Source organism: Vagococcus proximus (assembly GCF_029143285.1).
In the GTDB taxonomy this organism is placed as follows: Bacteria; Bacillota; Bacilli; order Lactobacillales; family Vagococcaceae; genus Vagococcus_D; species Vagococcus_D proximus.
The window spans coordinates 87,184-109,105 of the sequence record NZ_JAPDSH010000006.1 but is presented as its reverse complement, the minus strand read 5'-3'; the positions used below and the strand labels follow the sequence as shown (position 1 = coordinate 109,105).

The 21,922-nt window shown below is 34.9% G+C and carries 18 protein-coding genes; 4 read left to right on the top strand and 14 right to left on the bottom strand.

From position 1 onward, the window contains the following. Positions 1 to 63: 63 nt before the first annotated feature. Genes OL233_RS08615 through OL233_RS08600 form a run of 4 tightly spaced genes read right to left on the bottom strand, consistent with a single transcriptional unit; the run spans position 64 to position 3,093 of the window. The gene (locus OL233_RS08615) at positions 64 to 864 is read right to left on the bottom strand and encodes an energy-coupling factor ABC transporter ATP-binding protein (protein WP_275471919.1); all 801 of its coding nucleotides are present in this window, start codon (positions 862 to 864) and stop codon (positions 64 to 66) included. Further along, entirely contained in the window at positions 865 to 1,704 is an 840-nt protein-coding gene (locus OL233_RS08610; RefSeq protein ID WP_275471918.1) for an energy-coupling factor ABC transporter ATP-binding protein, read from the bottom strand. Next, positions 1,692 to 2,468, bottom strand: coding sequence for an energy-coupling factor transporter transmembrane component T family protein (locus OL233_RS08605; protein ID WP_275471917.1), 777 nt, complete (start codon positions 2,466 to 2,468; stop codon positions 1,692 to 1,694). Before OL233_RS08605 ends, OL233_RS08610 begins: the two co-directional genes overlap by 13 nt. A gap of 16 nt (positions 2,469 to 2,484) precedes the next feature. Further along, positions 2,485 to 3,093 carry an ECF transporter S component gene (locus OL233_RS08600; RefSeq protein WP_275471916.1) on the bottom strand — a complete coding sequence of 203 codons (609 nt, stop codon included), beginning with the start codon at positions 3,091 to 3,093 and terminating at the stop codon, positions 2,485 to 2,487. A gap of 545 nt (positions 3,094 to 3,638) precedes the next feature. On the opposite strand from OL233_RS08600, the gene OL233_RS08595 reads away from it, so the two are divergent. Continuing rightward, entirely contained in the window at positions 3,639 to 4,382 is a 744-nt protein-coding gene (locus OL233_RS08595) for a hypothetical protein (protein WP_275471915.1), read from the top strand. Between the two features lie 31 nt (positions 4,383 to 4,413). On the opposite strand, the gene OL233_RS08590 is transcribed toward OL233_RS08595, so the two are convergent. The 4 genes from OL233_RS08590 to OL233_RS08575 form a co-directional block, all read right to left on the bottom strand. After that, positions 4,414 to 6,057, bottom strand: coding sequence for a glucosaminidase domain-containing protein (locus OL233_RS08590; RefSeq protein WP_275471914.1), 1,644 nt, complete (start codon positions 6,055 to 6,057; stop codon positions 4,414 to 4,416). Between the two features lie 416 nt (positions 6,058 to 6,473). After that, positions 6,474 to 6,926 (bottom strand): DIP1984 family protein, encoded by a 453-nt coding sequence (locus OL233_RS08585; RefSeq protein ID WP_275471913.1) that lies wholly within the window; start codon positions 6,924 to 6,926, stop codon positions 6,474 to 6,476. Between the two features lie 23 nt (positions 6,927 to 6,949). Next, positions 6,950 to 7,282 (bottom strand): nitrous oxide-stimulated promoter family protein, encoded by a 333-nt coding sequence (locus OL233_RS08580; protein WP_275471912.1) that lies wholly within the window; start codon positions 7,280 to 7,282, stop codon positions 6,950 to 6,952. Between the two features lie 74 nt (positions 7,283 to 7,356). Further along, positions 7,357 to 7,524, bottom strand: coding sequence for a PspC domain-containing protein (locus OL233_RS08575; protein WP_275471911.1), 168 nt, complete (start codon positions 7,522 to 7,524; stop codon positions 7,357 to 7,359). A gap of 156 nt (positions 7,525 to 7,680) precedes the next feature. Between OL233_RS08575 and OL233_RS08570 the strand changes: the two genes are divergently transcribed. Continuing rightward, complete coding sequence (locus OL233_RS08570) at positions 7,681 to 8,124, top strand: MarR family winged helix-turn-helix transcriptional regulator (protein WP_275471910.1); 444 nt, start codon at positions 7,681 to 7,683, stop codon at positions 8,122 to 8,124. Continuing rightward, a complete protein-coding gene (locus OL233_RS08565; RefSeq protein ID WP_275471909.1) occupies positions 8,124 to 9,551 on the top strand; it encodes an MDR family MFS transporter in 1,428 nt (475 codons plus the stop codon). The genes OL233_RS08570 and OL233_RS08565 overlap by 1 nt, the downstream gene beginning before the upstream one ends. 28 nt (positions 9,552 to 9,579) lie before the next feature. On the opposite strand, the gene OL233_RS08560 is transcribed toward OL233_RS08565, so the two are convergent. From OL233_RS08560 to OL233_RS08550, 3 genes are all read right to left on the bottom strand, one after another. Then, on the bottom strand, positions 9,580 to 10,575 hold the full coding sequence (locus tag OL233_RS08560) for a CobW family GTP-binding protein (RefSeq protein WP_275471908.1): 996 nt from the start codon (positions 10,573 to 10,575) through the stop codon (positions 9,580 to 9,582). Between the two features lie 118 nt (positions 10,576 to 10,693). Next, on the bottom strand, positions 10,694 to 11,845 hold the full coding sequence (locus OL233_RS08555) for a serine hydrolase (RefSeq protein WP_275471907.1): 1,152 nt from the start codon (positions 11,843 to 11,845) through the stop codon (positions 10,694 to 10,696). 214 nt (positions 11,846 to 12,059) lie between these two features. Beyond that, complete coding sequence (locus OL233_RS08550; protein WP_275471906.1) at positions 12,060 to 16,757, bottom strand: LPXTG cell wall anchor domain-containing protein; 4,698 nt, start codon at positions 16,755 to 16,757, stop codon at positions 12,060 to 12,062. Positions 16,758 to 17,746: 989 nt separating this feature from the next. On the opposite strand from OL233_RS08550, the gene OL233_RS08545 reads away from it, so the two are divergent. Next, the gene (locus tag OL233_RS08545) at positions 17,747 to 18,085 is read left to right on the top strand and encodes a DUF1904 family protein (RefSeq protein ID WP_275471905.1); all 339 of its coding nucleotides are present in this window, start codon (positions 17,747 to 17,749) and stop codon (positions 18,083 to 18,085) included. 52 nt (positions 18,086 to 18,137) lie between these two features. On the opposite strand, the gene OL233_RS08540 is transcribed toward OL233_RS08545, so the two are convergent. From OL233_RS08540 to gpmI, 3 genes are all read right to left on the bottom strand, one after another. After that, positions 18,138 to 18,641: a DUF2165 domain-containing protein gene (locus OL233_RS08540; RefSeq protein WP_275471904.1), complete on the bottom strand. Its 504-nt coding sequence runs from the start codon at positions 18,639 to 18,641 to the stop codon at positions 18,138 to 18,140. Between the two features lie 166 nt (positions 18,642 to 18,807). Beyond that, positions 18,808 to 20,106 (bottom strand): phosphopyruvate hydratase, encoded by a 1,299-nt coding sequence (eno, locus tag OL233_RS08535; RefSeq protein ID WP_126829813.1) that lies wholly within the window; start codon positions 20,104 to 20,106, stop codon positions 18,808 to 18,810. Positions 20,107 to 20,392: 286 nt separating this feature from the next. Beyond that, on the bottom strand, positions 20,393 to 21,922 hold the full coding sequence (gene gpmI, locus OL233_RS08530) for a 2,3-bisphosphoglycerate-independent phosphoglycerate mutase (RefSeq protein ID WP_275471903.1): 1,530 nt from the start codon (positions 21,920 to 21,922) through the stop codon (positions 20,393 to 20,395).

Below are 21,922 nucleotides of genomic sequence, written 5' to 3'. Positions count from 1 at the left end.
TTTTAATTTTAGTGTCAGTATACACCTTTTAGAGAAATACTAACAGACAAAAAAGACTACTTACTAATAAGCAGTCTTTCCTTTACTCTTTAAAAATTCTTCCACGGTAAGATAAATGTCTTCTTCGCCTAATTCCTGTGATAATTTTACGATGCTTGGCGCTTCTAAATAAGCCTCTTCTAGAGTCTCAGCCTGACTGAAGACTATTTTTACACGATCATCTAGTAAGATTCGGCCTTTTTTCATTACGACGGCACGGTCAAAGGTTTCTGCAACAAAATCCATATCGTGAAGAATTGCGATAACTAATTTCCCCTCTGCTTGCAACTTCTTAATCACGTTTTTTATAAGTTGCTTGCCTTTGTAATCTTGGGCAATGGTTGGCTCATCTAAAATGATGACTTTTGTATCCATGGCTAAGATTGAGGCAATGCTTATCAATTTTCTCTCTGACAATCCCAAATCATATGGATTTTTATCAGCTAATTCAGCGATACCTAGTAACGCCATTGCATCATTAGCTAACTTGGTCGTTTCCTCTTTACTCTTCCCAATATTAAGTGGTCCAAACTCGATTTCATCACGAACTTTATTTTTAAAGATTTGATCGTTAGGATTTTGAAAAACCAAGCCAATATCTTTTGCTATTTCAGAAACTTTTAAATCTTTAATCTCTTTTCCTTCAATCTCGATTGACCCTTCTTGGCAGGTCAGTAGCCCTTTAATTAATTTTACAAGAGTGGTTTTTCCTGTCCCATTTTGACCAATGATAGCCGTTGTTCTTGAGTCAAATGTCAGAGAGATATCATGTAACACAGGTACATCTGGTGTGTAAGAAAACGTAACATTCTTAATGGCTAACATTTATCTTTCTCCCTTCATTAATTGACTCAATTCCGTTACCGTAACAGGATATAATCCATTCTCCAGTATAAGACCCAACCCTTTGGCTACTTGTGTATAGACAGGTTCGATAACACCGTAATCATGAATATCCTCTCTAGAAAAAATCTCATGTGGTGTAGCAAAATCAACCACTTTCCCATTAGATAGCAACATTACTCTATCCGAATAAGCCGCTATTTTTTCCATCTTATGCTCAACCATAATGATTGTCATGCCTTTTTCACTTAACTGTTGAACGGCTTGGAACACTTCCTCAGAACCTTTTGGATCTAATTGTGAAGTGGGTTCATCTAAAATAATAACATCTGGTTTCATTGCGATAACTCCTGCTAAGGCTACACGCTGCATTTGGCCACCTGATAAGTCAAAAGGATTACGATCACGGTATTCTGAAATACCAAGTAATTCTAACGCTTCTGTTACTCTTTTTTCCATCTCATCTCTTGGAATCCCTAAATTTTCAAGACCAAAAGCCACTTCCTCATATACTGTCACCTTCGCTCCTGTGACTTGAGTAAAAGGATTTTGAAAGGCTAAACCAACATTTTCTGATAGTTCACTAACAGATGATTCTCTAACGTTTTTCCCACAAACCATAACTTTACCGTCATATAATCCTTTATAAAAATGAGGAACAAGTCCCACCAATGCCTGACATAAGGTTGATTTACCAGCATTATTTTCTCCTACAATCCCAATAAATTCCCCTTCAGAAATAGTAAAGCTTACGTCATCTAACGCATTGGTTTCAGTTAAAGGATAACGGTATTTTAATTTTTCTACTTCTATCCTCTCCATAGGAAAAACCTCCAAACACTAACAGCTATTAGCACTAAAATGATGACGATACGAATGAATAAGCTACTTTTATGAAAAACAGGCTCATTGATATATGTCCGTTCTTTAGTTGAGTTAAATGCTCTTACTTCTAACGCCATTGAGCGCTCTCTTGTATTAGTCAATGAACTCATCACAACAGGTCCCATTAAGGGGATAAAAGCCTTCATTCTCGTCATTAAACTTCCCTCTGTTTCCATACCGCGTGAGCGCTGTGCATCAGTAATCGTCGCCATCGTTGCACTCATTTGGGGAATGATTTGTAAAACAGATAATAAAACATAGCCAATTTTAGGCGATAATCCTTTTTTAACCAATGACTCAACTAAATCGGAAGGTTTTGTTGTTAAGATTAAAACTGAAAAAGCTAAAATAATAACAAGAATACGTAAACAAAGTAACGTCGCATATAACGTTCCTTCTTTGTAAAAAACAACTGGTCCCATCTCTAATAGAGGTGTCTTGTTTCCACCATAAAATAAGCCCTGTATCAACGCAATCGAGACTAAAACTAAGGCACTCACACTAAGTAGCGGAACTGTTTTCCTTAACACTTTTGCAAGTAATAACACCACAACACAACTTAATAATGTTATCAGGCTCCCTGTAATAGTTGGAATAAGATAGGTCACTGCAATAATGCTTATGACAAAAATAATCTTAGTAATTGGATCAATCTTATAAATATAGTTATCATTATCATGATATAAACTTAATGAATTCATACTTTCTCCTTATGAATTAGAAACTTTGAATGTCTTGATCGTCATACATCAAAGTTAATTTTTGAGGTAAGCCTTTATAAATTAAGAAACAGACAATTACGGTTACAATTTTATCTGGGATATCTACGACAACTTCATCAACTAGTGACGATAACCATACTCCCTGCCCTTTAGCTTGCATAGCAGCAAAAGCAGCATCGCCCCAAATATTACCTGTTTGCCCACCCCAAAAAATTATGTTTAAAGGTGTTGAAATTACAACTGCGACTAGACCAATTAAAAGGCCTGCAATGATTGATGTTTTTAAGTTTTTGATATACCCTTTTTTTGCTAAGACACCTGCTACCACACCAATCCCTACTTGTGTAATGGCATAAACAAATGAAATAGGTGATTGCGTTAACCCATGAATAATATTATTAATTAATCCTACTAACGCTCCTACAACTGGGCCTGCTAACATACTCGCTAAAATTGTTCCAATAGAATCTAACCACAATGGTAATTTTAAAACACCTGCAAATGTTTTACCGATATAGTTAATTCCTACAGCTGCTGGTATTAATACAAGTGCTGCCGTACTTAATTTAAAACTCCACATGCTTTTCTTTTCATTCAATGACATTTTCCCATCTCCTCAAGTGATTTCCGTTTATTTTTATTCGTTATTTAATTTTGTTACGTTAAAATTCATTTGTAGATTTAAAACTCCCACCAATTAAAATACACTTCAAAAAAATGCGTACAGTAAATAAGCTCTCCCCCTTATAAATTAATCAGTAAAGATACATCTAACCCTTTCTGTTAATTATATAATACTTCATATAATAAACCATCATTTTCTTGTTAGGATTAATAATTTTTAACCTAATTCTACAATTCCACTATTAATCCAGTAAACATTTCACAATTTTTTTTATTATCTAGTAATCCGCGGCTGTTTTCATACATTTTTTATAGATAGTTTAATTATTAACATGTAGCTTATTTTAACACTATTTTCAACTATCACGATTCTATTTTAGCCCAAAAAATGAACAAGAGTCTCTATAAGCTAGATCCTACTTCAATTAGGTCAATTTTTACTCAATTACATGCAATTTGTGAATAGAAAGTAAACGGTTTACTTGATATGATTTTAAAAGAGTTAATTTAAAGGGAGAGACAATAATGAAGAAGATAAAAAAAAGTTTAGTAATATTAGGGGCAATTTTAGTTATAGGAACAGGCGGTGCTGTTATTGCATCACAAGTTATCAATTGGGGTGGAGAAGATAATATTAATGATATTTATCAAGCAGTAGACGCTCTTGATAGCCAATTAACCATTAAAAAGCGTGATCTAGCTTCAGCAAATAACGAAGTACGTTCTACCAAAGATGAATTAGATAAAGCTAAAGCAAACCACAAAAATGCTTTAGCTGAACTGAATTCAATAAATTCAGAAATGAAAGACCACGTTGATACTTTAGCTGTACTTCAAGAAGATTTGAAAGCTACTCAAGCTCAAGTAGGCGAACGAGATGCTTTACTTCAAGAAAAACAAGCAAAACTAAATGAATACGTTGCTCTTCTGACACAATACTCTGAGAATAATAAGCAAACTCTTATCGACGCGCAAGAACGTATTGATGCTGCAGAAACCACTATAAATGAATTAGAAAAAGAACTTATTTCTAAGCAAGAGCAAACAAAACTAGCTCATGCACAAGTTGATTCACTTACTATGGAAAAACAATCATTAGAAACTGAAAATACATCACTAAAAGAAAGCAATTCTGATACACAGGCTAAATTAGACAAAGCCTTAAACGATGTAGCCAATTTAAAGGCCTATGCTGAGAATAAGGTCTATGAACAAGAACACACGCCCGTGAAAGAAGTCGAAACAACTAATTCTACTCTTACTGAATAAAAAAAACATCCTACTAAAAGTAGGATGTTTTTTATTTAATACGTACTGCAAAATCTGGTAAAAATGAAGCCATTGGTAATTCTTTAACAAAATCACCTGGCTCTGGTGCCATAATCATCTGACCACTACCACTATACATCGCAACATGGTAGGTATTTCCTCTTGATCCCCAGAATAATAAATCTCCTTCTGATACATCTGCTAAGTCAATCATTTGACCTGCATATTCTTGATCCCACGTAACGCGAGGTAAACTAATATTTAAGCGATTATAAACGTACTGCATTAAACCTGAGCAATCAAATCCCTGAGGCGTTGTTCCACCCCAAACATAAGGGACACCTATATACTCACGTGCTATCGTTACAGCCTCTGATTTACTTTCTTTTGATACAGTATGATGCTTCACTTTTCTCAACACTACTTTTGTACCTTTTGGTAACTTATTATTATTTTTCAGTGTACGATTAAGTTTTTTAAGATCGCTTAATTTTATTTTCATCTTTTTAGAAATATCAACTAATGTTTCACTATTATTAGCTATATAAATACGCTCTTTATAGTTATCATATTCTGTTAAATCATAAGCTTTAATTAATCCATTTAACTTTTTATCATAACTAGTGTCTGTCGCGTATTTCCCTGTTAAGAATTTTGTAGCATGTTTAAACGTTGGTGCGTTTTTCTTCCACGTTCCTTTATAAAAACCAGAATTTCCTGCAATTCCATTTTTCAATAGTTTCGCATAATCTTCTAATGATTCTTTATAAGAGGGATATTTTCTAAAACCTGCATTAATTTGATACATGCTTCCTGATCCATTATCTTCAAGAGTTGCAAACGAAACAGATTTGCCTTCGTAACTACCTTTAATTCCAAATAGATTGTAATTTGGTGCTGATGCTAAAGCACTATTACCAAATCCACTTTCTAAAGCAGCCTGTGCAATCATAACTGAAGCATAGATACCATATTCTTCAGCTACTTCTTCAGCAAGGGGTGCAATTTTGTCAATAAACTCTTTAGCAGTTTGGGTCACGTGATAATTAAAACTCGAACCTAAAGGATTCGATCCATTATTTAAATAATTTGGTAAGTTCCCTTTATCACCGCTCATGCCTGTTTGTATTTGTGGTACTTTCATAGACGGTTGAGTAGGCCCGACTGGTTTAGCCGGCTTATTTGGCTTGTTTGGTTTAGCCGGTTTGTTTGGTTTGTTTGGCTTATTTGGTTTCTCTGGTACTGTTGACGTTTGTGTTTCCTCTGGTGCTGTCGATGTTTGTGTTTCCTCTGGTACTGTCGACGTTTGTGTTTCCTCTGGTACTGTCGACGTTTGTGTTTCCTCTGGTGCTGTCGACGTTTGTGTTTCCTCTGGTGCTGTCGACGTTTGTGTTTCCTCTGGTGCTGTCGACGTTTGTGTTTCCTCTGGTGTTGTCGACGTTTGTGTTTCCTCTGGTGCTGTTGACGTTTGTGTTTCCTCTGGGATGACTGAAGTTTCAACATCTTCAGGTACCTCCGAAGATGTTGTTTCACTACTATTATTAGTTTCTGTTACATTAATAGTTCCTAATCCCGGATTATCTAAATCCATACTATCTGCAAAAGAAACGATTGGTTGTGATAATAGACTTGAAAATAATAGACCGACTATTAATTTTGATGTAATTTTTTTCAATATGTCACTCCTACTAATTAATTTTTTTATGCCCTATTAAATGACAGTTACTAGTATACACAAAACTTATTAAAAACACCAATAAAAAAAACGTCTACAAGAGACGTTTTTATAAAACATAACACACATGCTGTTACCATCTATAGATTATCGTTTGAAAAAATAACGATTAAATAACTTAACACTATTTAAAACACAATTTCCCTATCCCACCCTCACTAAAAGAACTGCTACTGGTTGTAATGAATGATTTGTTAGTTGTAGACATGTTAGATGTTGAGGCCTCATATGTTATCTAAGGAATCGAACCTTAAAGGACTAGCCAGTCGCCCTACCATGCAATGTGACTATTCAGGTTAGCCAACAAACCTTTGTATGCCACTTTCTTTTAGCTACCATCTATTCTATTTATTAATTTATAAGTCTACTGTCCAATTTTTCCCTTGCAATTCTGTATCCAACTGACGATATTCTTTTGACAGTGAATCAATCCTAGATTGCAACTCCTTCACAGATAAAGTCACTGTCATTTTGATTTCCGTACGACTCACACGGTAATCTTGTTCATTTGCACGACCAACAAGAGTTGCTAAAATACGTCTCTCTTTTAATAATGCTTCCCTATCTACCAGAGCATCAGATAATGGCCGTCCATCTGACAGTTTTTCTCTTGCATTACAGGTGTTAATTTTTTTCACTAGCTCTGTTAGTTTTCTATTTGTCGCTTCCATTTCACTTAATAACACAATTGGGTCCTCATTTGGCGAGTCCCCTTCTTGAATTTTTAAATTTGAAAGCAATCTATTTTCTAAATTTTCTAATTTTGTTTGGTATTCCGCTCTGAGTAATAATGCTTCTGCTAATTTCATATCTCTCCACCTAACTCTCTCTATTAATTGACTGTAACCTTTCGTGTTAGACCTCTCAAACCATGTTTGACAGTCAAGACAGGGTGTTTGACTAACATTCGTGGGCCTGAATACCGCATGATCTGTTTCATTTGCTCCTTATACCTAGGTTGATAACAATGGACTGGACATTTTTTACACGTTGTTTTCTCTTCTCCAAATTGACAATATTGAAGACGTTTTAGTGCATACGTCAGCATTCTATTTTCTTCAATATCTGCTATTGACTCATTCTTACTATAGTAGAGTTTAATCATCACTTCTATCATATGCATTTCCTCTAAAATAAGTGGGCCTTCATTTTTCACACGTCCCATATGCTCCTCCTGACCATTCTGTAATGTCTTACTATCAGACTATCAGATTCCGAGCTTCAGCACAATACAGCCTTTTACATGCCTTCCTCCAAGAATAATGCAAGTAATATATATATCAACACCGCTCCTGTTATCACAAAAATGACACGAACTAAGTTACTTGAAATACCAAAAAAGCGACCAATTCCACCACAAACTCCTGTTAATACTCTATCTGATTGACTCTTTCTTAATGAACGCATGTTATTCTCCTCCTGAATTAATTATATATTGAGTTTAACACTCTATCTCTTCTTCGCCATCAGTCATTAGTCTGATGTTCACCTACACCCTTGACCCTAACTAAAAAAAGAGTTAAACTTATATAGTTCGCTTGCGAACTAATTAGGAGGGAAATAATGACAGAAGAAAAAAATCTACAACTTAAAACAGTCTTACTCTCATTTAGAGAGATACATCAAAAAACACGCCATATTTTAAATGCCGCTGCTATGGAAAAAGATATCACCATCGTCCAACTCTTAATAGCGGATATCATTAAACATTCCCCTGGGATAAATTCTCAAGATATCGCTAAAGAAATGCGCCTTGCAAAAAGCACCGTATCTGGCACTGTCAATCGTATGATCACGGCTAACTTTATTACAACAGAGGCCGATCTGCAGGATAAACGCTCTCATAAACTCTATATTACCGACTTAGGTATGAAAAAAATTAGAGCGACTTATGATATCTATCTAGAAAATTTAGCGTCGTTACTTGATATCGGTCCTGAAAAAATTGAAACACTACTTTCCATACACCATGATCTCTTAACTAAGATTGATGAGGTGACACTTTAATGGCAACTACTTCAAAAAAAAACACAACCATTCTTGCCGTTCTCTTAATGGGAACATTTCTATGTAATATCAATCAAACTCTACTCAATGTGGCTCTGCCAAAGATAATGGACGATTTTCAAATCAGTGCCAGTCTTGGACAGTGGCTTTCTACAGGATACATGTTAGTAAGCGGACTAATGATTCCTATCACAGCATTTCTAATCGAACGCTTTAAAACGCGCCCTCTGTATATCTTTTCGATTACCATGTTTTTAATTGGGAGTGCTATATCAGGATTTGCTCCAAACTTTATCATCTTAGTGGCAGGACGAATGGTACAAGCCATTGGAGCTGGTATTATTATGCCGCTGATGACTGTAACCTTGATGACCATTTACCCGCCTCATAAAATTGGAAGTGTTATGGGTCTTGTTGGCCTTGCGATGAACTTTGCACCCGGGATAGCTCCGACACTTGCCGGTTGGGTTGTTCAAGATTATCACTGGCGTTATCTTTTTTATGGGTTACTACCTTTTTCAGTGCTTAACCTTATTCTTGCTATTTTATTCTTAACTAATGTTGGCAAACAAAAGATGCTAAAGTTCAATGCCCTTGGCGTTATCTTATCTAGTTTAGGATTAGGCTCACTACTACTTGGTTTCAGTAATGCTGGTGAAAATCCATGGCTAAGTTTTAAAGTACTAGGTGTTATTACAATCGGACTTATCTTAACGTATCTCTTTATCAAACAACAGTTAGGTCAAAAAGTTCCAATGCTTAACTTCCTAGTATTTAAAAGTAAAATGTTCACTATGACGACTATCATCAATTTTATTATTATTATGGCATTATATGGTGGTATGCTATTACTTCCTATGTTTCTACAAAATGTTAGAGGGGTATCACCTTTCATATCTGGTATTATCATGCTACCTGGGGCTTTCTTTATGGCGATTCTTTCACCACTATCTGGTCGATTATTTGATCGATACGGTGCTAAACCTGTGACATTTATTGGGTTAATTATTTTAATTATCGGTACCGTAATGTTTGCCTCATTGAATGAAACAACTACTGTTTTGTTTGCCTGTCTTGCTCAAACCATTCGTTCGATAGGACTTGTCCTTATCCTAATGCCGCTACAAACAGAGGCTCTTAAATCTCTACCTATCGAAATCGTGGCACATGGGACAGCTATGTTCCAAACAACTAGACAGATTGCAGGCTCCATCGGGACCTCTTTATTAATCACCGCTATGAGCATGGCATCCACTTATCATGATACCCATCTTTTAGCGGCATCTAGTGGAACAGTGCAAGAAAGCTTACTCTACGGTATACGAGTTGCTTATATTATCACGACATTACTTTGTATCTTAGCTCTACTGCTTACAACCCGTTTAAAGAAACAACAGCCTATGGATACGAGACATTTCATCAATTAAAAAAGAACATGCCGAGGCATGTTCTTTTTTAATTTGTTACTTTTTTAAAGCTATCTTCTAAATATTTTTTATCCAAACTTTTTCCAATGAACACTAATTTCGTTAGGCTATCTTCTGCAAGTTGAGAGGTTAGGTTTAACTCATAATGCGTCACCACACCTTGTAAGGCACCCATCAACTCACGGTCTTCTATGCGAATTAATCCTTTATAACGGTATAACGCGCCTTCGAAATACAAGACCACTTCATCCAACCAACGTACCAGTTTGTTTTCTGGTATATAGTTCGGTGTTGTAAGGACAACCGATTCAAACTCATTTTGTCCATGTTCATTACAACTGTGGCAGGAACAAAAGTTAGTATGATTGTTAATATGCCCCTCTGATACTAATCCTTCAATTTCTTTTACCGCATCAAATAATTCCAAATTAAAGAAATCACTTGTTAGAAATGACTTATCTTTACTAAAATAACGAACATCTGCCAATGGATTAACTTTGCTAAGGTGGTCTAATAACTCCTGTTTTTTAGCCGTTTCTAACTGCTCTGATTTCGTTAAGATAAAACGATCCGCATAAGCTAATTGTTGCCTCACTTCTGGGACTTCCTCACTATTTTTCATCACATTCACGACATCTACCACTGAAATAACACTATCTAACCTAACAATAGGACGTAAATAAGGGGACGTTTGGATTGCACGAATAATCGGCAGAGGATCCGCAACTCCTGTCGTCTCAATAACGATTGCCTCTAATACTTGAGCTGAGGGGTGTTTCATAATCTCCCTCAAACAACTCACCAAATCTTCTCGCAAATTACAGCACACACAACCATTGTTTAATTGAATTATCTTTTCACTTGAGGTCTGTAATAAATCATGATCTACTCCTACCTCACCAAATTCATTCACAATAATTGAAATTTTTTCATCTGAATTATCTACTTGCTTTATCACATTATTGATGACAGTTGTTTTACCTGACCCTAAAAATCCAGTCACAACAGTTATAGGTACTAGCATACGTTATCTCCTTACTCTCTTTAAATTCTATCTTATAATTTTAGCGCCTCTCTTTACATTCGTCAACTTAACAGAAAAAGAGACGAGTAGTCATACCCATCTCCTTTTATTAGTTAAACTATTTTAGACGTAGCATGTTTTTATCAACAAGCTTAGCAATATCTCCAATCGCTTGCTCACTATAATCATCACCATATCCCACTGTCATGATTGTCATATAGTACGGTTTTTCCTTATCAAATACCAGTGAGATATCATTACTTACTTTATACATGGGCATCCAACCTGTTTTATGTGCTACATCAACACCAGGTAGACCTATTTCAACACCATCATCAAAAGTACTATTTTGAATCCATTCATACAACAGCTTCATATTATCACTTTTCCCTTGGGTCTTATGGACATACTCCATTGATTTACTTAAAATACGAGCCGTTGAAAAAACACGATTATTAGGTGAGCCTGGGTCAAGTTCTGCTAAGAATTGAATAAAGTTAGCTTCCCCCACAAAATTTAAAAGCATAAGGTACGCTACATTATCACTGTGTCTAATCACAAGCTCTGCTAAGTCTTTTACCGTATATTGAGAGCCTATTGGTTCAAATTGAATGATGCCTGTTCCATCTAACTTAAAATTAGCCGTATAGGTTAACACGGTATCAAGATTTATTTTTCCGCTGTCAACTAGTGTCATGAGATAACTTATAAATGGTAGTTTAATACTACTTGCTGTTCGTTTCACTTCATCCCCGAAAAAATTATAAGACAATTTATTATCTGTCGTTTCAACATGAACACTTATATCTCCACCTTTTTCTGCTAAGAAAGAGGTTAAATCTTCATCCAATTTTTCTTTAAATTCATCAGATGAAAAAGTAGGTTGTCTCTTGGACTCTCGTTTTTCTATATACGTTTCTCTAGGTTCCAGAACACTTTTTTCAACATATCCTTTTTTAGGATCACTTTCTATTTCGACCCAATCGGAATTCCCTTCCACAGGCTTAACAGTGACTAGTGTTCCTACCGGCAAGACATCTTGTCCAAGAATCTCCTCTTCGATTGAATGCCTTGGAAAATATGGTTCAGTGACGACATAATCATTATTAAATACTTTATTTTTTTTAACGGGTTTACTTTTTGAATCTGTTATTGTTATCCCCTTACCTACTTCAGCTTGACTGCTTTTTCTTTCCATCTTAATACTGACAACTGTTAGCATCAGCATTACTCCTGTCAAGCCTAATACAACTGCTACTCTTTTATCCATACCAAAAATTCTCCACTTCTTTATACTTTTACTCTTCAATATTAAAAATTTCTTTCGCAATTTAAAGCGTATCCATTTCAAAGTATATCATAAAAAATAAGGCTTTTGGACCACTTCAGACAAATTTAGAGTCGGTAATACTTGACTTCTGTTCGTTAAAATGTCCATAAAAAAATACTACACCTCTAAAGAAATGTAGTATTTTCATTTAACTTTATTTTCTACGTCTTTTCAAACCAACTAGCGCTAATAATGATACAAGCATACCACTACCTGCTAAAGCAAAACTTGATTTCTTCTCACCTGTTTGAGGTAAAATAGACTGTTTTTGTTTTCCTGTCGCGCTTGATTCATAAGTTGTACTATAGCTTGGGCTATACGTTGAATTATAGCTTGATTTATAACTCGTACTATAACTCGTACTATAACTTGGTCTGTCTTTCGGTTTTGGCGTTGGCGTTGGTTTTGGTTCTGGTTCTGGTTTTGGTTCTGGTTTTGGTTTTGGTTTTGGTTTTGGTTCTGGTTTTGGTTTTGGTTCTGGGTTTGGTTCTGGGTTTGGCTCTTCCGGTTCAATCGGTGTCCCTGGTTCGATTGGCGTCGGTTTCAACACAGGTTTACCTGGTTCTTCTGGTTTTTCAATCTCACCCACTTCACCTGGCTTAGCCGGAGCTTCACCTAATTCAACCTCTTCAACATCAGTTGGTGTCCCTGGTTCAACCGGTTTTTCTAACTCAGTTTCCCATTTATCAACTGGCTCAGGATCTTTTACTTCGCCTGGAGGAGTAATTTCTGATGGAGCTGGTGGTAGTTCTGATAGGTCGCCCACCTCACTTGGCCCCTCTAAACCACCTGGTCCGGTTGGGCCTTCAGGTTTAGTAATCTCTGACGGCGTCCCTTCAGGTACCTTAGGACCATTTACATTCCCTGGTCCAGTCACGTCTTTTGGATTTTCTGAAGGAGGTGTGATTTCACCAATCTCTCCTGGTTTTCCAGCTTCTTCCGGTGTTTCAGGATTTAAAAGCATTGCTTTTAATTTAGGTTCCACAGGTTCGTTTGGTAAAGCTACTGTTCCCACACTTAATTCTTCTGATTTAACAGCTTCAGGTAAGATAGGTTCAGCTGGTACTGCCGGTACCGGAATCTCTTTTACCTTTGGTTCATTTAAATCCGATGTCGTTCCTTCTATAAACTCAATATCTTGTGTCTCATACTCGAATTTGGTAGACATCTCTGGATCTTCATTGATTTTACCAAATTCTTTAAATGAAGGCTCTGCCTGATGCCACTCTGCCTCTGACTCCAAAAATAATAGAATAAATATCTTTAACGTCTCAGTTAACTCATCACCTTTTTTATTCGTATGTTCGCTATAATCAGGCTCATCGTCGGGGTCATTCATTCTATCAACCGCATCATCATAATTTTTTTTATTTAGCTCTATCGTTTCTAATATTAGATCAAGATATGAATTCTTCGTTCCTCCTTCAATCGAATAATTGTCATCAATCAGCAAGTTTAGTTTTCTGTAATACTTCCCTAGCGACTTTTTATCGTTCATGATGTTAAGTGGTTTACAGGGTTCTTTGGGCCCAAGTTCATTAATTTTGTTGACCGTATCATTGTACTCCGCAACATCCTTCTCTAATTTTTCTTTAACAGCAACCATTCGGCCATTATATTCCGTTACTAGCTCTCTGGCTACCTTAGGATCTTCATCAAGCATGTCCATACAGTTATTTATAAGTGTATGAATTTCATCATCGCTTAATTTATCTATATCTTCTATGCCTGTATAGTCCTCAGTTAAAAGCCTATACTTATCACCTATGGCATTAGCCTTTTTTTGAAATTTTTTAAAAATAGCACTTGCATCACTTTTTATCGTACCTAAACCAGCTATAAGTCCATCCGCTTGTTCTTGTAAGTCTTTTGCAAGCTGGATGCTGTCGCGATTATTTTTGTAAGTTTCTGAAGCTTTCTCATACCACTTATCAGTCTTTACCATAAACTCTGACAGATTTTCTACATAGCCAGCTTCAGTCAAGGCTTTAGAAGGCGAGCCTTCTTCTTTTCCTTTAGACTCCTCAAACATATTAAGGGCTTCTTGATAATCAGTAACCGCTGTGACAATCGCTTCTTTAGCGGTCTGTGCTTCTTCTCTCAATACTTTAAAGCGCTCATCAAAGTCTTTTTTCTCTATCGTGTCACCTGACGGATCTTTACTCTCATCGATAGGGTAAGTTTTCATGAAATCTTCTAATTCTTTTATCTTAGGCTGATTCACCGCAAACCTATCTTTTGCCGTTTTGTAAGCCGACTGAACCGTTTGGATTTCCTGATTTGCTTTAACCGCTTCATCATGCTCTTTTACTTTTTCTTCAAACTCCTTAGTCGCGGCCTTAAATTCTGTTTCTAAGGTAGCATACTGCTGACTGACTTCTGCATACTTACCTTGTAAGATTTCAAGCTCGTCACGTAATCGAGATTCTTCTTTTTCAGAAGCCTTAAAGACTTTGTTAACTTCGCTGTATCTTTCTAGTGTTTTATCGTAGGCTTCTTTAACACGTTTGTATTCTGTTTCCATAGTGTTGTAATGTGCTGTTGCCTCTTTGATAACCTTAATAAGTTTTTTATAATCCTCACATACTGACTTATACTCTGTTTCGATAATGCTAAGTTCTTTCTCAGTCTTTTCTTTTTCTTTTGTTAATTCAGGTATTTGGTCCTTTATCTCCGTTAATTTTTCAGTAACCTCATTCGCTTTATTTGATGTTTCATTAAATAAATCGTTTGTTTCTTTAAAATCATCAGCCACAACTTGGCGTTCTACTAATAAATCAGTTTTTGTTTTGTTAAGATCCCCAATCTTACCTTTTAATCCTGCTATCTTATCTTCGATTTCCTTAGCAGCTATTTTCGCATTTTTAAATTCTTCCGTTAACTCGTTTGACTTTTTTAAAGTTTTATCATAATTAGACTCAACGTCTATACGATTTTTTTCAATTAAGTCATAGTCTTCTTTTAACGCATTACGCTCTTCTTTTAATTCCTCATAAGAGTCAACCGTTCTTTCATACTCTTGTTTTAGCTTATCAAACTCTGCTTGTACAGACTCAAATTCTTTATTCGCTATATCAAACTTTTCTTTTATGATCTTATTCTCTTTTTTTGTCTCTTCTGCTTTTAGTTTTGTTTCATCATAGAGGTTGATTGTCTCATCAAACTTCACTTGTAACTCATCATAAAGTTTCTTAGAATTCTCTAAATTAATTGCCAGTTGGTCATACTCTATTTGAGTTTCCTTAGCTAAGACTAATGTCGACTCATATGTCCCTTTTACTTCTAAATATTTAGCATGTGCGTCTTTATATTCACCGCTAAGAACTTGATAGTCTTTGTTTAATGACTCGTAAGCCTGTTTAACCGTTGTTTCTTGAGTTAGTATTTCTTGTTGTTTTTGCTTAGTTTCATTATATGTTACCATTAATTGCTCTAAGTCAGCTTGTGTTTTAGTATAGGCTGCTAACACTTTTTTATATGCCTCTGTGTCAGTTTGAGCTGTTTGTTCATATTCTGCTAATTGCTTCTTGTAAGTTTCAAGTTGAGAGTCATACATTACTTTTTGAGTATCATACGAAGCTAGAGCATCATTAATAGAAGTTAACTCCGTTGTAAACCCACTTAATTGTTCTTGATAGCTCTTTAATTGCGTTTCATATGGGGCTTTTTTGTCTTCAAAATTTTTAACAATAGCCGCGTATTCCTTTACACTTGCTTCATGTTTATTTAATTCCTCATTTAAAGTCGCTAATTTTTCTTTATAGACTGTTAACCCTTTACCATATTCAGAAATTTGCTCTTTAGTCTGCTTCAACTGCTCATCATAAATTTCTTTTTGAGCAGTGTAAGTTTCTAAATCCGTTTCATAGGCAGTTAATTTTTCACTATAGATTTCCAGTTCTGTACGATAATCTGTCGCATTTTTTTCATAAGCTGCTAGTTTTGGTTTATAATCTGCCAGTTTTTCTTCTAATTTTGCTAACGTAGGCTCGTAATTTTTTAATTCTTCTTCAAATTTATCTAATCTAGGCTTATACTCTTTTAATTTTCCTTCGTACTCACCTAACTGGGCTTTATAAGCTGTTAATGCTTTGTTATACGCCTCTAATCCCTTTTTGTACTCTACAACAGTTACTGTTTCATACTCATTCAATTGATTTTCGAACAATCTATACTCTTCATTGTATGTATCTAAATCAGCTTGATAAACTTCAAGCTTTTTATCAAACTCTTTTAACTGCGAGTTATAAGCCTCTTTTTTATCATTATATGTCGCTAACATTTCGTCATACTTAGCTAATAAAATCTCATAATCTTCTGAGTCCTTATTATATTTTGACAATAAGTCATCATAACCCGTTAATACCTCTTTATAGTCTGCTAATTGTTTTTTATACTTCTCTATCTTAGTTTCATAAGTTTTTAACTCAGGTTCATACTGTTTAACATAATCAGCATAGACATCTGCAAATTTAGTATTATAAGTCGTTAATTCACCATCGTAAGCCGTTAACTCATTTTCGTATCCTTGTTTTAATGTACTATAATCAGCTTGTTGCTTAGTAAGGACATTTAATTCCTCAATTAAAGAATCTTCCATCTTTTTGTAATCACCTTTAAGTGTATTAAACTTCTTCAGTTCATCTTCATAGCTCTTTAAACCAAAGCCTCCTATAACTGGTGAAGAAATCACTAAACTTGACCCTTTAGTCTCTTCAATTGCTGATGTGCGGGCTAAAACGGGAAATACTGGTGTCATAACATTAGCAATCGTAATAGCAGTCATACTACCTGTTATTAAATTTCGTTTACTCCACTTTTTTATAATTTGTTTCTTTTTATCATTTCTCATGTAAGCACCTCTTATATTATATATTTTGACGGAACAAGTCTTTTCTTATTCATTTATTTTTATTTAATAATAGTTACGTAATCTTTAATACGTTTTATCACCTAAGCCTTCTTAATAAAAAACAAAATAATACATTTTTCATTACTAAGAAACATTTACAGATAATATATTTATTTAATTAGACAGATTACCCAATTATTATTCATTGTTATTATATCACCCTTTTTTATATACAATATTAATATTTTGTATTTTTAATAATAAATAAAATGACATAAAAATAATAATATCTATATAAAAGACTAAAGTGTTATTATATCAACCCAAAATACCCTTAAGTTCATTTAACGTTCATTATCATTAATATAACGTGGATGTAAAAAAATATATTAAAAAGATAAAATATATATATATATATATATATATATATATCAATTGTTATTTATAAAAATGGATTTTTTTTGTCAATATTACATAAAATAATCATTGAAATATTAGTCACATATAACATCAAATTTGCTTATTCGTTCATAATGTACCTTTAATGAAAATAGAATAGGATAATTTTGCCAAAAAAAGTCCTCTCCTCTTTTCAGAATGTTTTGCCTTTTTTATTTCTAATCTTTTTTTAATTTTCTTTCCCTTTTTCTAATGAAAAATTTGATTTTTTTACAATCAACCATTGTTTGACCAGTAATTTATGGGAAGCTCCTTTGAGTTAATTTTAAATTATTACATAGATTAATACCCCTTTGTATTTCTATAAAGAATTCTCAAAATTAGTTTTACTTGAGTCATAACCTTCAACATATCAGTGACTACAAATTCATCTGAATATTTTTAAGTTATTTTAAAAAACTTCTTTTTTTGCAAGCCGGTTCCTTTTTTACATTAAGAATTACATCACTTCAAACACTTCAAAAAAATTTTATTTTTTTACTACTATGATATATAATTCAACTGTAATAATAAAACTAAGGAGGCTTTCTATGCCTAGATTTATATTTAAAAATATTCCAGTTGAAGATGTCAAAAAATTATCACAAGAACTTGTAACTAAAAGTGCCGAAATTATCGACTGCCCAGAAGATTGGATTACTTTTGAACATGTAGAAAATAAAATTTTTTTCCAACAAAAAGATATAACCTCTGATAGTATCTTTATTGAAATTAGTTGGTTCAAACGTAGTCAAGATGTTCAAAATAAACTAGCTGCATATCTTTATAACGCTCTAAACACAACCTATAATCAGGAAAAAGAAATCACACTCATTTTCAATACGTTAGAAGAAGCCAACTACTATGAAGATGGTAAAAACTTCATTTAAGCAACAAAAAAAGCTCAACCATTTTATAGGTTGAGCTTTTTTATTATCTATACTAATCACGCTCTGGTTGATGAAAAATAACTAACAGTACTGAAAATAAAATTGAAAGCCACATCGCGATAGGTTGACCGTTCCACGAAGGAGACAGCCACATCTTAAACCACTCACCACCAATATCGATAAATCCAAAAAACCAAATAAGAAGCGTGAATATAAAGGTCAGATATCCCCATAATTTAGCTTTAAAGAAGGCATCACTATCTTTGTTTAAAGCTTTTAATAATCTGATCAAAGCATATACCCCAATAAAGAAGGTAGCTGTTTCAAAACAAATCAAAAGCGTGTAGGCGGTCTTCCAAATTATAGGAGTATCAAAATTACGCCAACCCACAACACTATTAACCGTATCCATCGACATCACATGCTTAACAAATTGAAAATTATCATCCCAAGCGAAAAAAATATTATCAATAATAACAAAAAATGTAAAAGACGTTGGCATAAGAACAGTAAAAATTTTTAAAAGACGATCGACTTTTCTTTCATTAAATACCATAATAATCTCTCCTTTCATCAACTACAACCTCAGTGTAACATTAGATACCTTAATAATTACGATTTAAAAAAACTTTATTTTGAACTGATTATTACTATTTTTCTGCTTCCTTCTAGTAACAAAAAAACCTCATCCAAAATAGGATGAGGTTAACAATCATTAATGATTATTTATTTTTTAAGTTGTAGAAAGATTTAAGACCTTTGTATTGAGCAGTATCGCCTAATTGATCTTCAATTCTTAATAATTGGTTGTATTTAGCAATACGGTCAGTACGGCTTAATGAACCAGTTTTGATTTGACCAGCATTTGTCGCAACAGCGATGTCAGCGATAGTCGCATCTTCAGTTTCACCAGAACGGTGAGAAACTACTGCAGTGTAGCCAGCTTCTTTAGCCATTTCGATAGCTTCGAAAGTTTCTGTTAGAGTACCGATTTGGTTAACTTTGATTAGGATTGAGTTAGCAATACCTTTTTCGATACCTTCAGCTAATTTAGTTGTGTTTGTTACGAATAAATCGTCACCAACTAATTGTACTTTGTCGCCTAATACTTCAGTTAATTTTTTGAAACCATCCCAGTCATTTTCATCTAATCCATCTTCGATTGAGATTAATGGGTATTTTTCGCAAAGGTCAGCATATAATGCAACCATTTCTTCAGTAGTTTTTTCGCCTTCGCCTGAATCAGCTAAAACGTAAACACCTTTTTCTTTATCGTAGAATTCTGATGAAGCAGCATCCATAGCTAATACTACGTCAGTTCCTGGTTTGTATCCAGCAGCTTCGATAGCTTCCATGATTACTTCGAATCCTTCTTCGTTTGAACCTAAGTTAGGAGCAAATCCACCTTCGTCACCTACAGCTGTAGATAAACCTTTAGATTTAAGAATTTTAGCTAATGCATGGAATACTTCAGCACCCATACGTAAAGCTTCTTTGAAAGTTGGAGCGCCAACTGGCATGATCATGAACTCTTGGAAGTCAATGCTGTTGTCAGCATGTGAGCCACCGTTGATGATGTTCATCATTGGAGTTGGTAATACTTTAGTGTTGAATCCGCCTAAGTAGTGGTATAAAGGCATTTCTAAGAAGTCAGCAGCAGCGCGAGCACATGCAATTGACACACCTAAAATAGCGTTAGCACCTAATTTAGCTTTGTTTGGAGTACCGTCTAATTCGATCATTAATTTGTCGATATCCATTTGATCTCTAACATCGAAACCGATAAGAGCTTCAGCAATAACATTGTTTACGTTATCTACTGCTTGAGAAACACCTTTACCTAAGTAACGGTCTTTATCGCCATCACGTAATTCAACTGCTTCGTATTCACCAGTTGAAGCGCCTGAAGGAACCATTCCACGGCCGAAAGCTCCGCTTTCTGTGTAAACTTCTACTTCGATTGTTGGGTTACCACGTGAGTCTAGGACTTCGCGTGCGTATACGTCTGTAATAATTGACATTTTTATTTCTCTCCTTTGAGGTTTCAATTTATAGCTAAGGTATTTCTACCATAGTTAGTAAGTTTGGTTAATCAAATTCCTCTAGTCGATGTCCCTTATCTCTAAGTTACTTCGTAACAAGAATAACGGCTCTCCTTTGAGGTTTCAATTTATAGCTAAGGTATTTCTACCATAGTTAGTAAGTTTGGTTATTATGATAAGTAGAGAGTTTTATCTCTCTTCTCTATCATAATGGTTTTTCGTTAAACTTGCAATTTTTCACTGTTATTTTCAAGTGTTTTCAAGTTTATTTTTTTATTAATGATTCACCAGTCATTTCAGCTGGTTTCTCAACGCCTAATAAGTCTAACATTGTTGGAGCTACATCAGCTAAACGGCCGTCTGTACGTAATTCAACACCTTTTTTAGTCACAATCACAGGAACTGGCACAGTTGTATGTGCAGTATGTGGATTACCTTCTGGTGTTGACATTGTTTCAGAGTTACCGTGGTCAGCAAAGATAATCGCATAACCATCTTTAGCCAAGATACCATCTACAACACGACCTAAGTTTTCATCAACCGCTTCAATAGCTTTAATAGTCGGCTCTAACATACCAGAGTGACCAACCATATCAGGGTTAGCGAAGTTTAAGATGATAGCATCGAATTTATCGTTTTCGATATCAGCAACTAATGAATCAGTTACTTCATAAGCGCTCATCTCAGGTTTTAAATCATATGTTTCAACTTTAGGTGAGTTAATTAGTGTACGACTTTCCCCTTCAAATTCCTCATTACGTCCACCATTCATAAAGAAAGTAACGTGAGGGTATTTTTCAGTTTCAGCAATACGTAATTGTTTTAAGCCATTGTTAGACAAGACTTCACCAATAACGTTTTTCATTTCCATTGGAGGATATGCAACTTCTGCTACAATACTTGGATTGTATAATGTCATTGTTACAAACTTGATGTTTGTTAAATGATTTTTACGTTCAAAGTTATCCCATTCAACGTCAGTGAATGCATTTGATAATTGGATCGCACGGTCAGGACGGAAGTTAAAGAAGATAACAGCATCATTATCGCTAACTTTCGCTACAGGCTCTCCGTCTTTAACAATAACAGTTGGAATGAAGAATTCGTCATTAACGCCTTCAGCATATGATGCTTCGATAGCAGCTACTGGATCAGTTGCTTGATTACCTTCGCCTAATACTAATGCATTGTATGCTTTTTCAACACGTTCCCAACGTTTGTCACGGTCCATTGCATAGAAACGACCTGATACAGTTGCGATTTCTCCGTAGTTTAATTCTTCCATTTTAGCAACTAATGCTTTCATGAAATCTAAACCAGATGTTGGTGCAACATCACGGCCATCTAAGAATGCGTGCACGTAAGTTTTCTTAACACCTTTTGCTTTAGCTGTTTCAAGTAAAGCGTAAAGGTGGTTTTGGTGACTATGAACACCACCGTCAGATAATAACCCGAATAAATGAAGAGCAGAATCATTTTCAATAGCATGATCCATAGCGTTAACTAATGCTTCATTTCCAGGGAATTCTCCGTCAGCAATTGATTTATCAATTCTTGTTAAGCTTTGATAAACAATACGTCCAGCCCCAATATTTGAATGACCTACTTCAGAGTTACCCATTTGGCCTTCTGGAAGACCAACATCTAAACCAGCAGCTTTAAGCGAACTAGTTGGGAACTCATTCCAGTAACGGTCGAAGTTTGGTTTGTTGGCTTGTGCCACAGCATTTCCGACAGTTTCGTCACGTAGACCAAAACCATCAAGAATGATGATTGCTACAGGTGCTTTACTCAT

What these genes read in the sequence shown, in the direction of transcription:
- OL233_RS08615 (WP_275471919.1), bottom strand. Translation starts at nt 864, where the DNA reads ATGTTAGCCATTAAGAATGTTACGTTTTCTTACACACCAGATGTACCT.
- OL233_RS08610 (WP_275471918.1), bottom strand. Translation starts at nt 1,704, where the DNA reads ATGGAGAGGATAGAAGTAGAAAAATTAAAATACCGTTATCCTTTAACT.
- OL233_RS08605 (WP_275471917.1), bottom strand. Translation starts at nt 2,468, where the DNA reads ATGAATTCATTAAGTTTATATCATGATAATGATAACTATATTTATAAG.
- OL233_RS08600 (WP_275471916.1), bottom strand. Translation starts at nt 3,093, where the DNA reads ATGTCATTGAATGAAAAGAAAAGCATGTGGAGTTTTAAATTAAGTACG.
- OL233_RS08595 (WP_275471915.1), top strand. Translation starts at nt 3,639, where the DNA reads ATGAAGAAGATAAAAAAAAGTTTAGTAATATTAGGGGCAATTTTAGTT.
- OL233_RS08585 (WP_275471913.1), bottom strand. Translation starts at nt 6,926, where the DNA reads ATGAAATTAGCAGAAGCATTATTACTCAGAGCGGAATACCAAACAAAA.
- OL233_RS08580 (WP_275471912.1), bottom strand. Translation starts at nt 7,282, where the DNA reads ATGGGACGTGTGAAAAATGAAGGCCCACTTATTTTAGAGGAAATGCAT.
- OL233_RS08575 (WP_275471911.1), bottom strand. Translation starts at nt 7,524, where the DNA reads ATGCGTTCATTAAGAAAGAGTCAATCAGATAGAGTATTAACAGGAGTT.
- OL233_RS08570 (WP_275471910.1), top strand. Translation starts at nt 7,681, where the DNA reads ATGACAGAAGAAAAAAATCTACAACTTAAAACAGTCTTACTCTCATTT.
- OL233_RS08565 (WP_275471909.1), top strand. Translation starts at nt 8,124, where the DNA reads ATGGCAACTACTTCAAAAAAAAACACAACCATTCTTGCCGTTCTCTTA.
- OL233_RS08560 (WP_275471908.1), bottom strand. Translation starts at nt 10,575, where the DNA reads ATGCTAGTACCTATAACTGTTGTGACTGGATTTTTAGGGTCAGGTAAA.
- OL233_RS08555 (WP_275471907.1), bottom strand. Translation starts at nt 11,845, where the DNA reads ATGGATAAAAGAGTAGCAGTTGTATTAGGCTTGACAGGAGTAATGCTG.
- OL233_RS08550 (WP_275471906.1), bottom strand. Translation starts at nt 16,757, where the DNA reads ATGAGAAATGATAAAAAGAAACAAATTATAAAAAAGTGGAGTAAACGA.
- OL233_RS08545 (WP_275471905.1), top strand. Translation starts at nt 17,747, where the DNA reads ATGCCTAGATTTATATTTAAAAATATTCCAGTTGAAGATGTCAAAAAA.
- OL233_RS08540 (WP_275471904.1), bottom strand. Translation starts at nt 18,641, where the DNA reads ATGGTATTTAATGAAAGAAAAGTCGATCGTCTTTTAAAAATTTTTACT.
- eno (WP_126829813.1), bottom strand. Translation starts at nt 20,106, where the DNA reads ATGTCAATTATTACAGACGTATACGCACGCGAAGTCCTAGACTCACGT.
- gpmI (WP_275471903.1), bottom strand. Translation starts at nt 21,922, where the DNA reads ATGAGTAAAGCACCTGTAGCAATCATCATTCTTGATGGTTTTGGTCTA.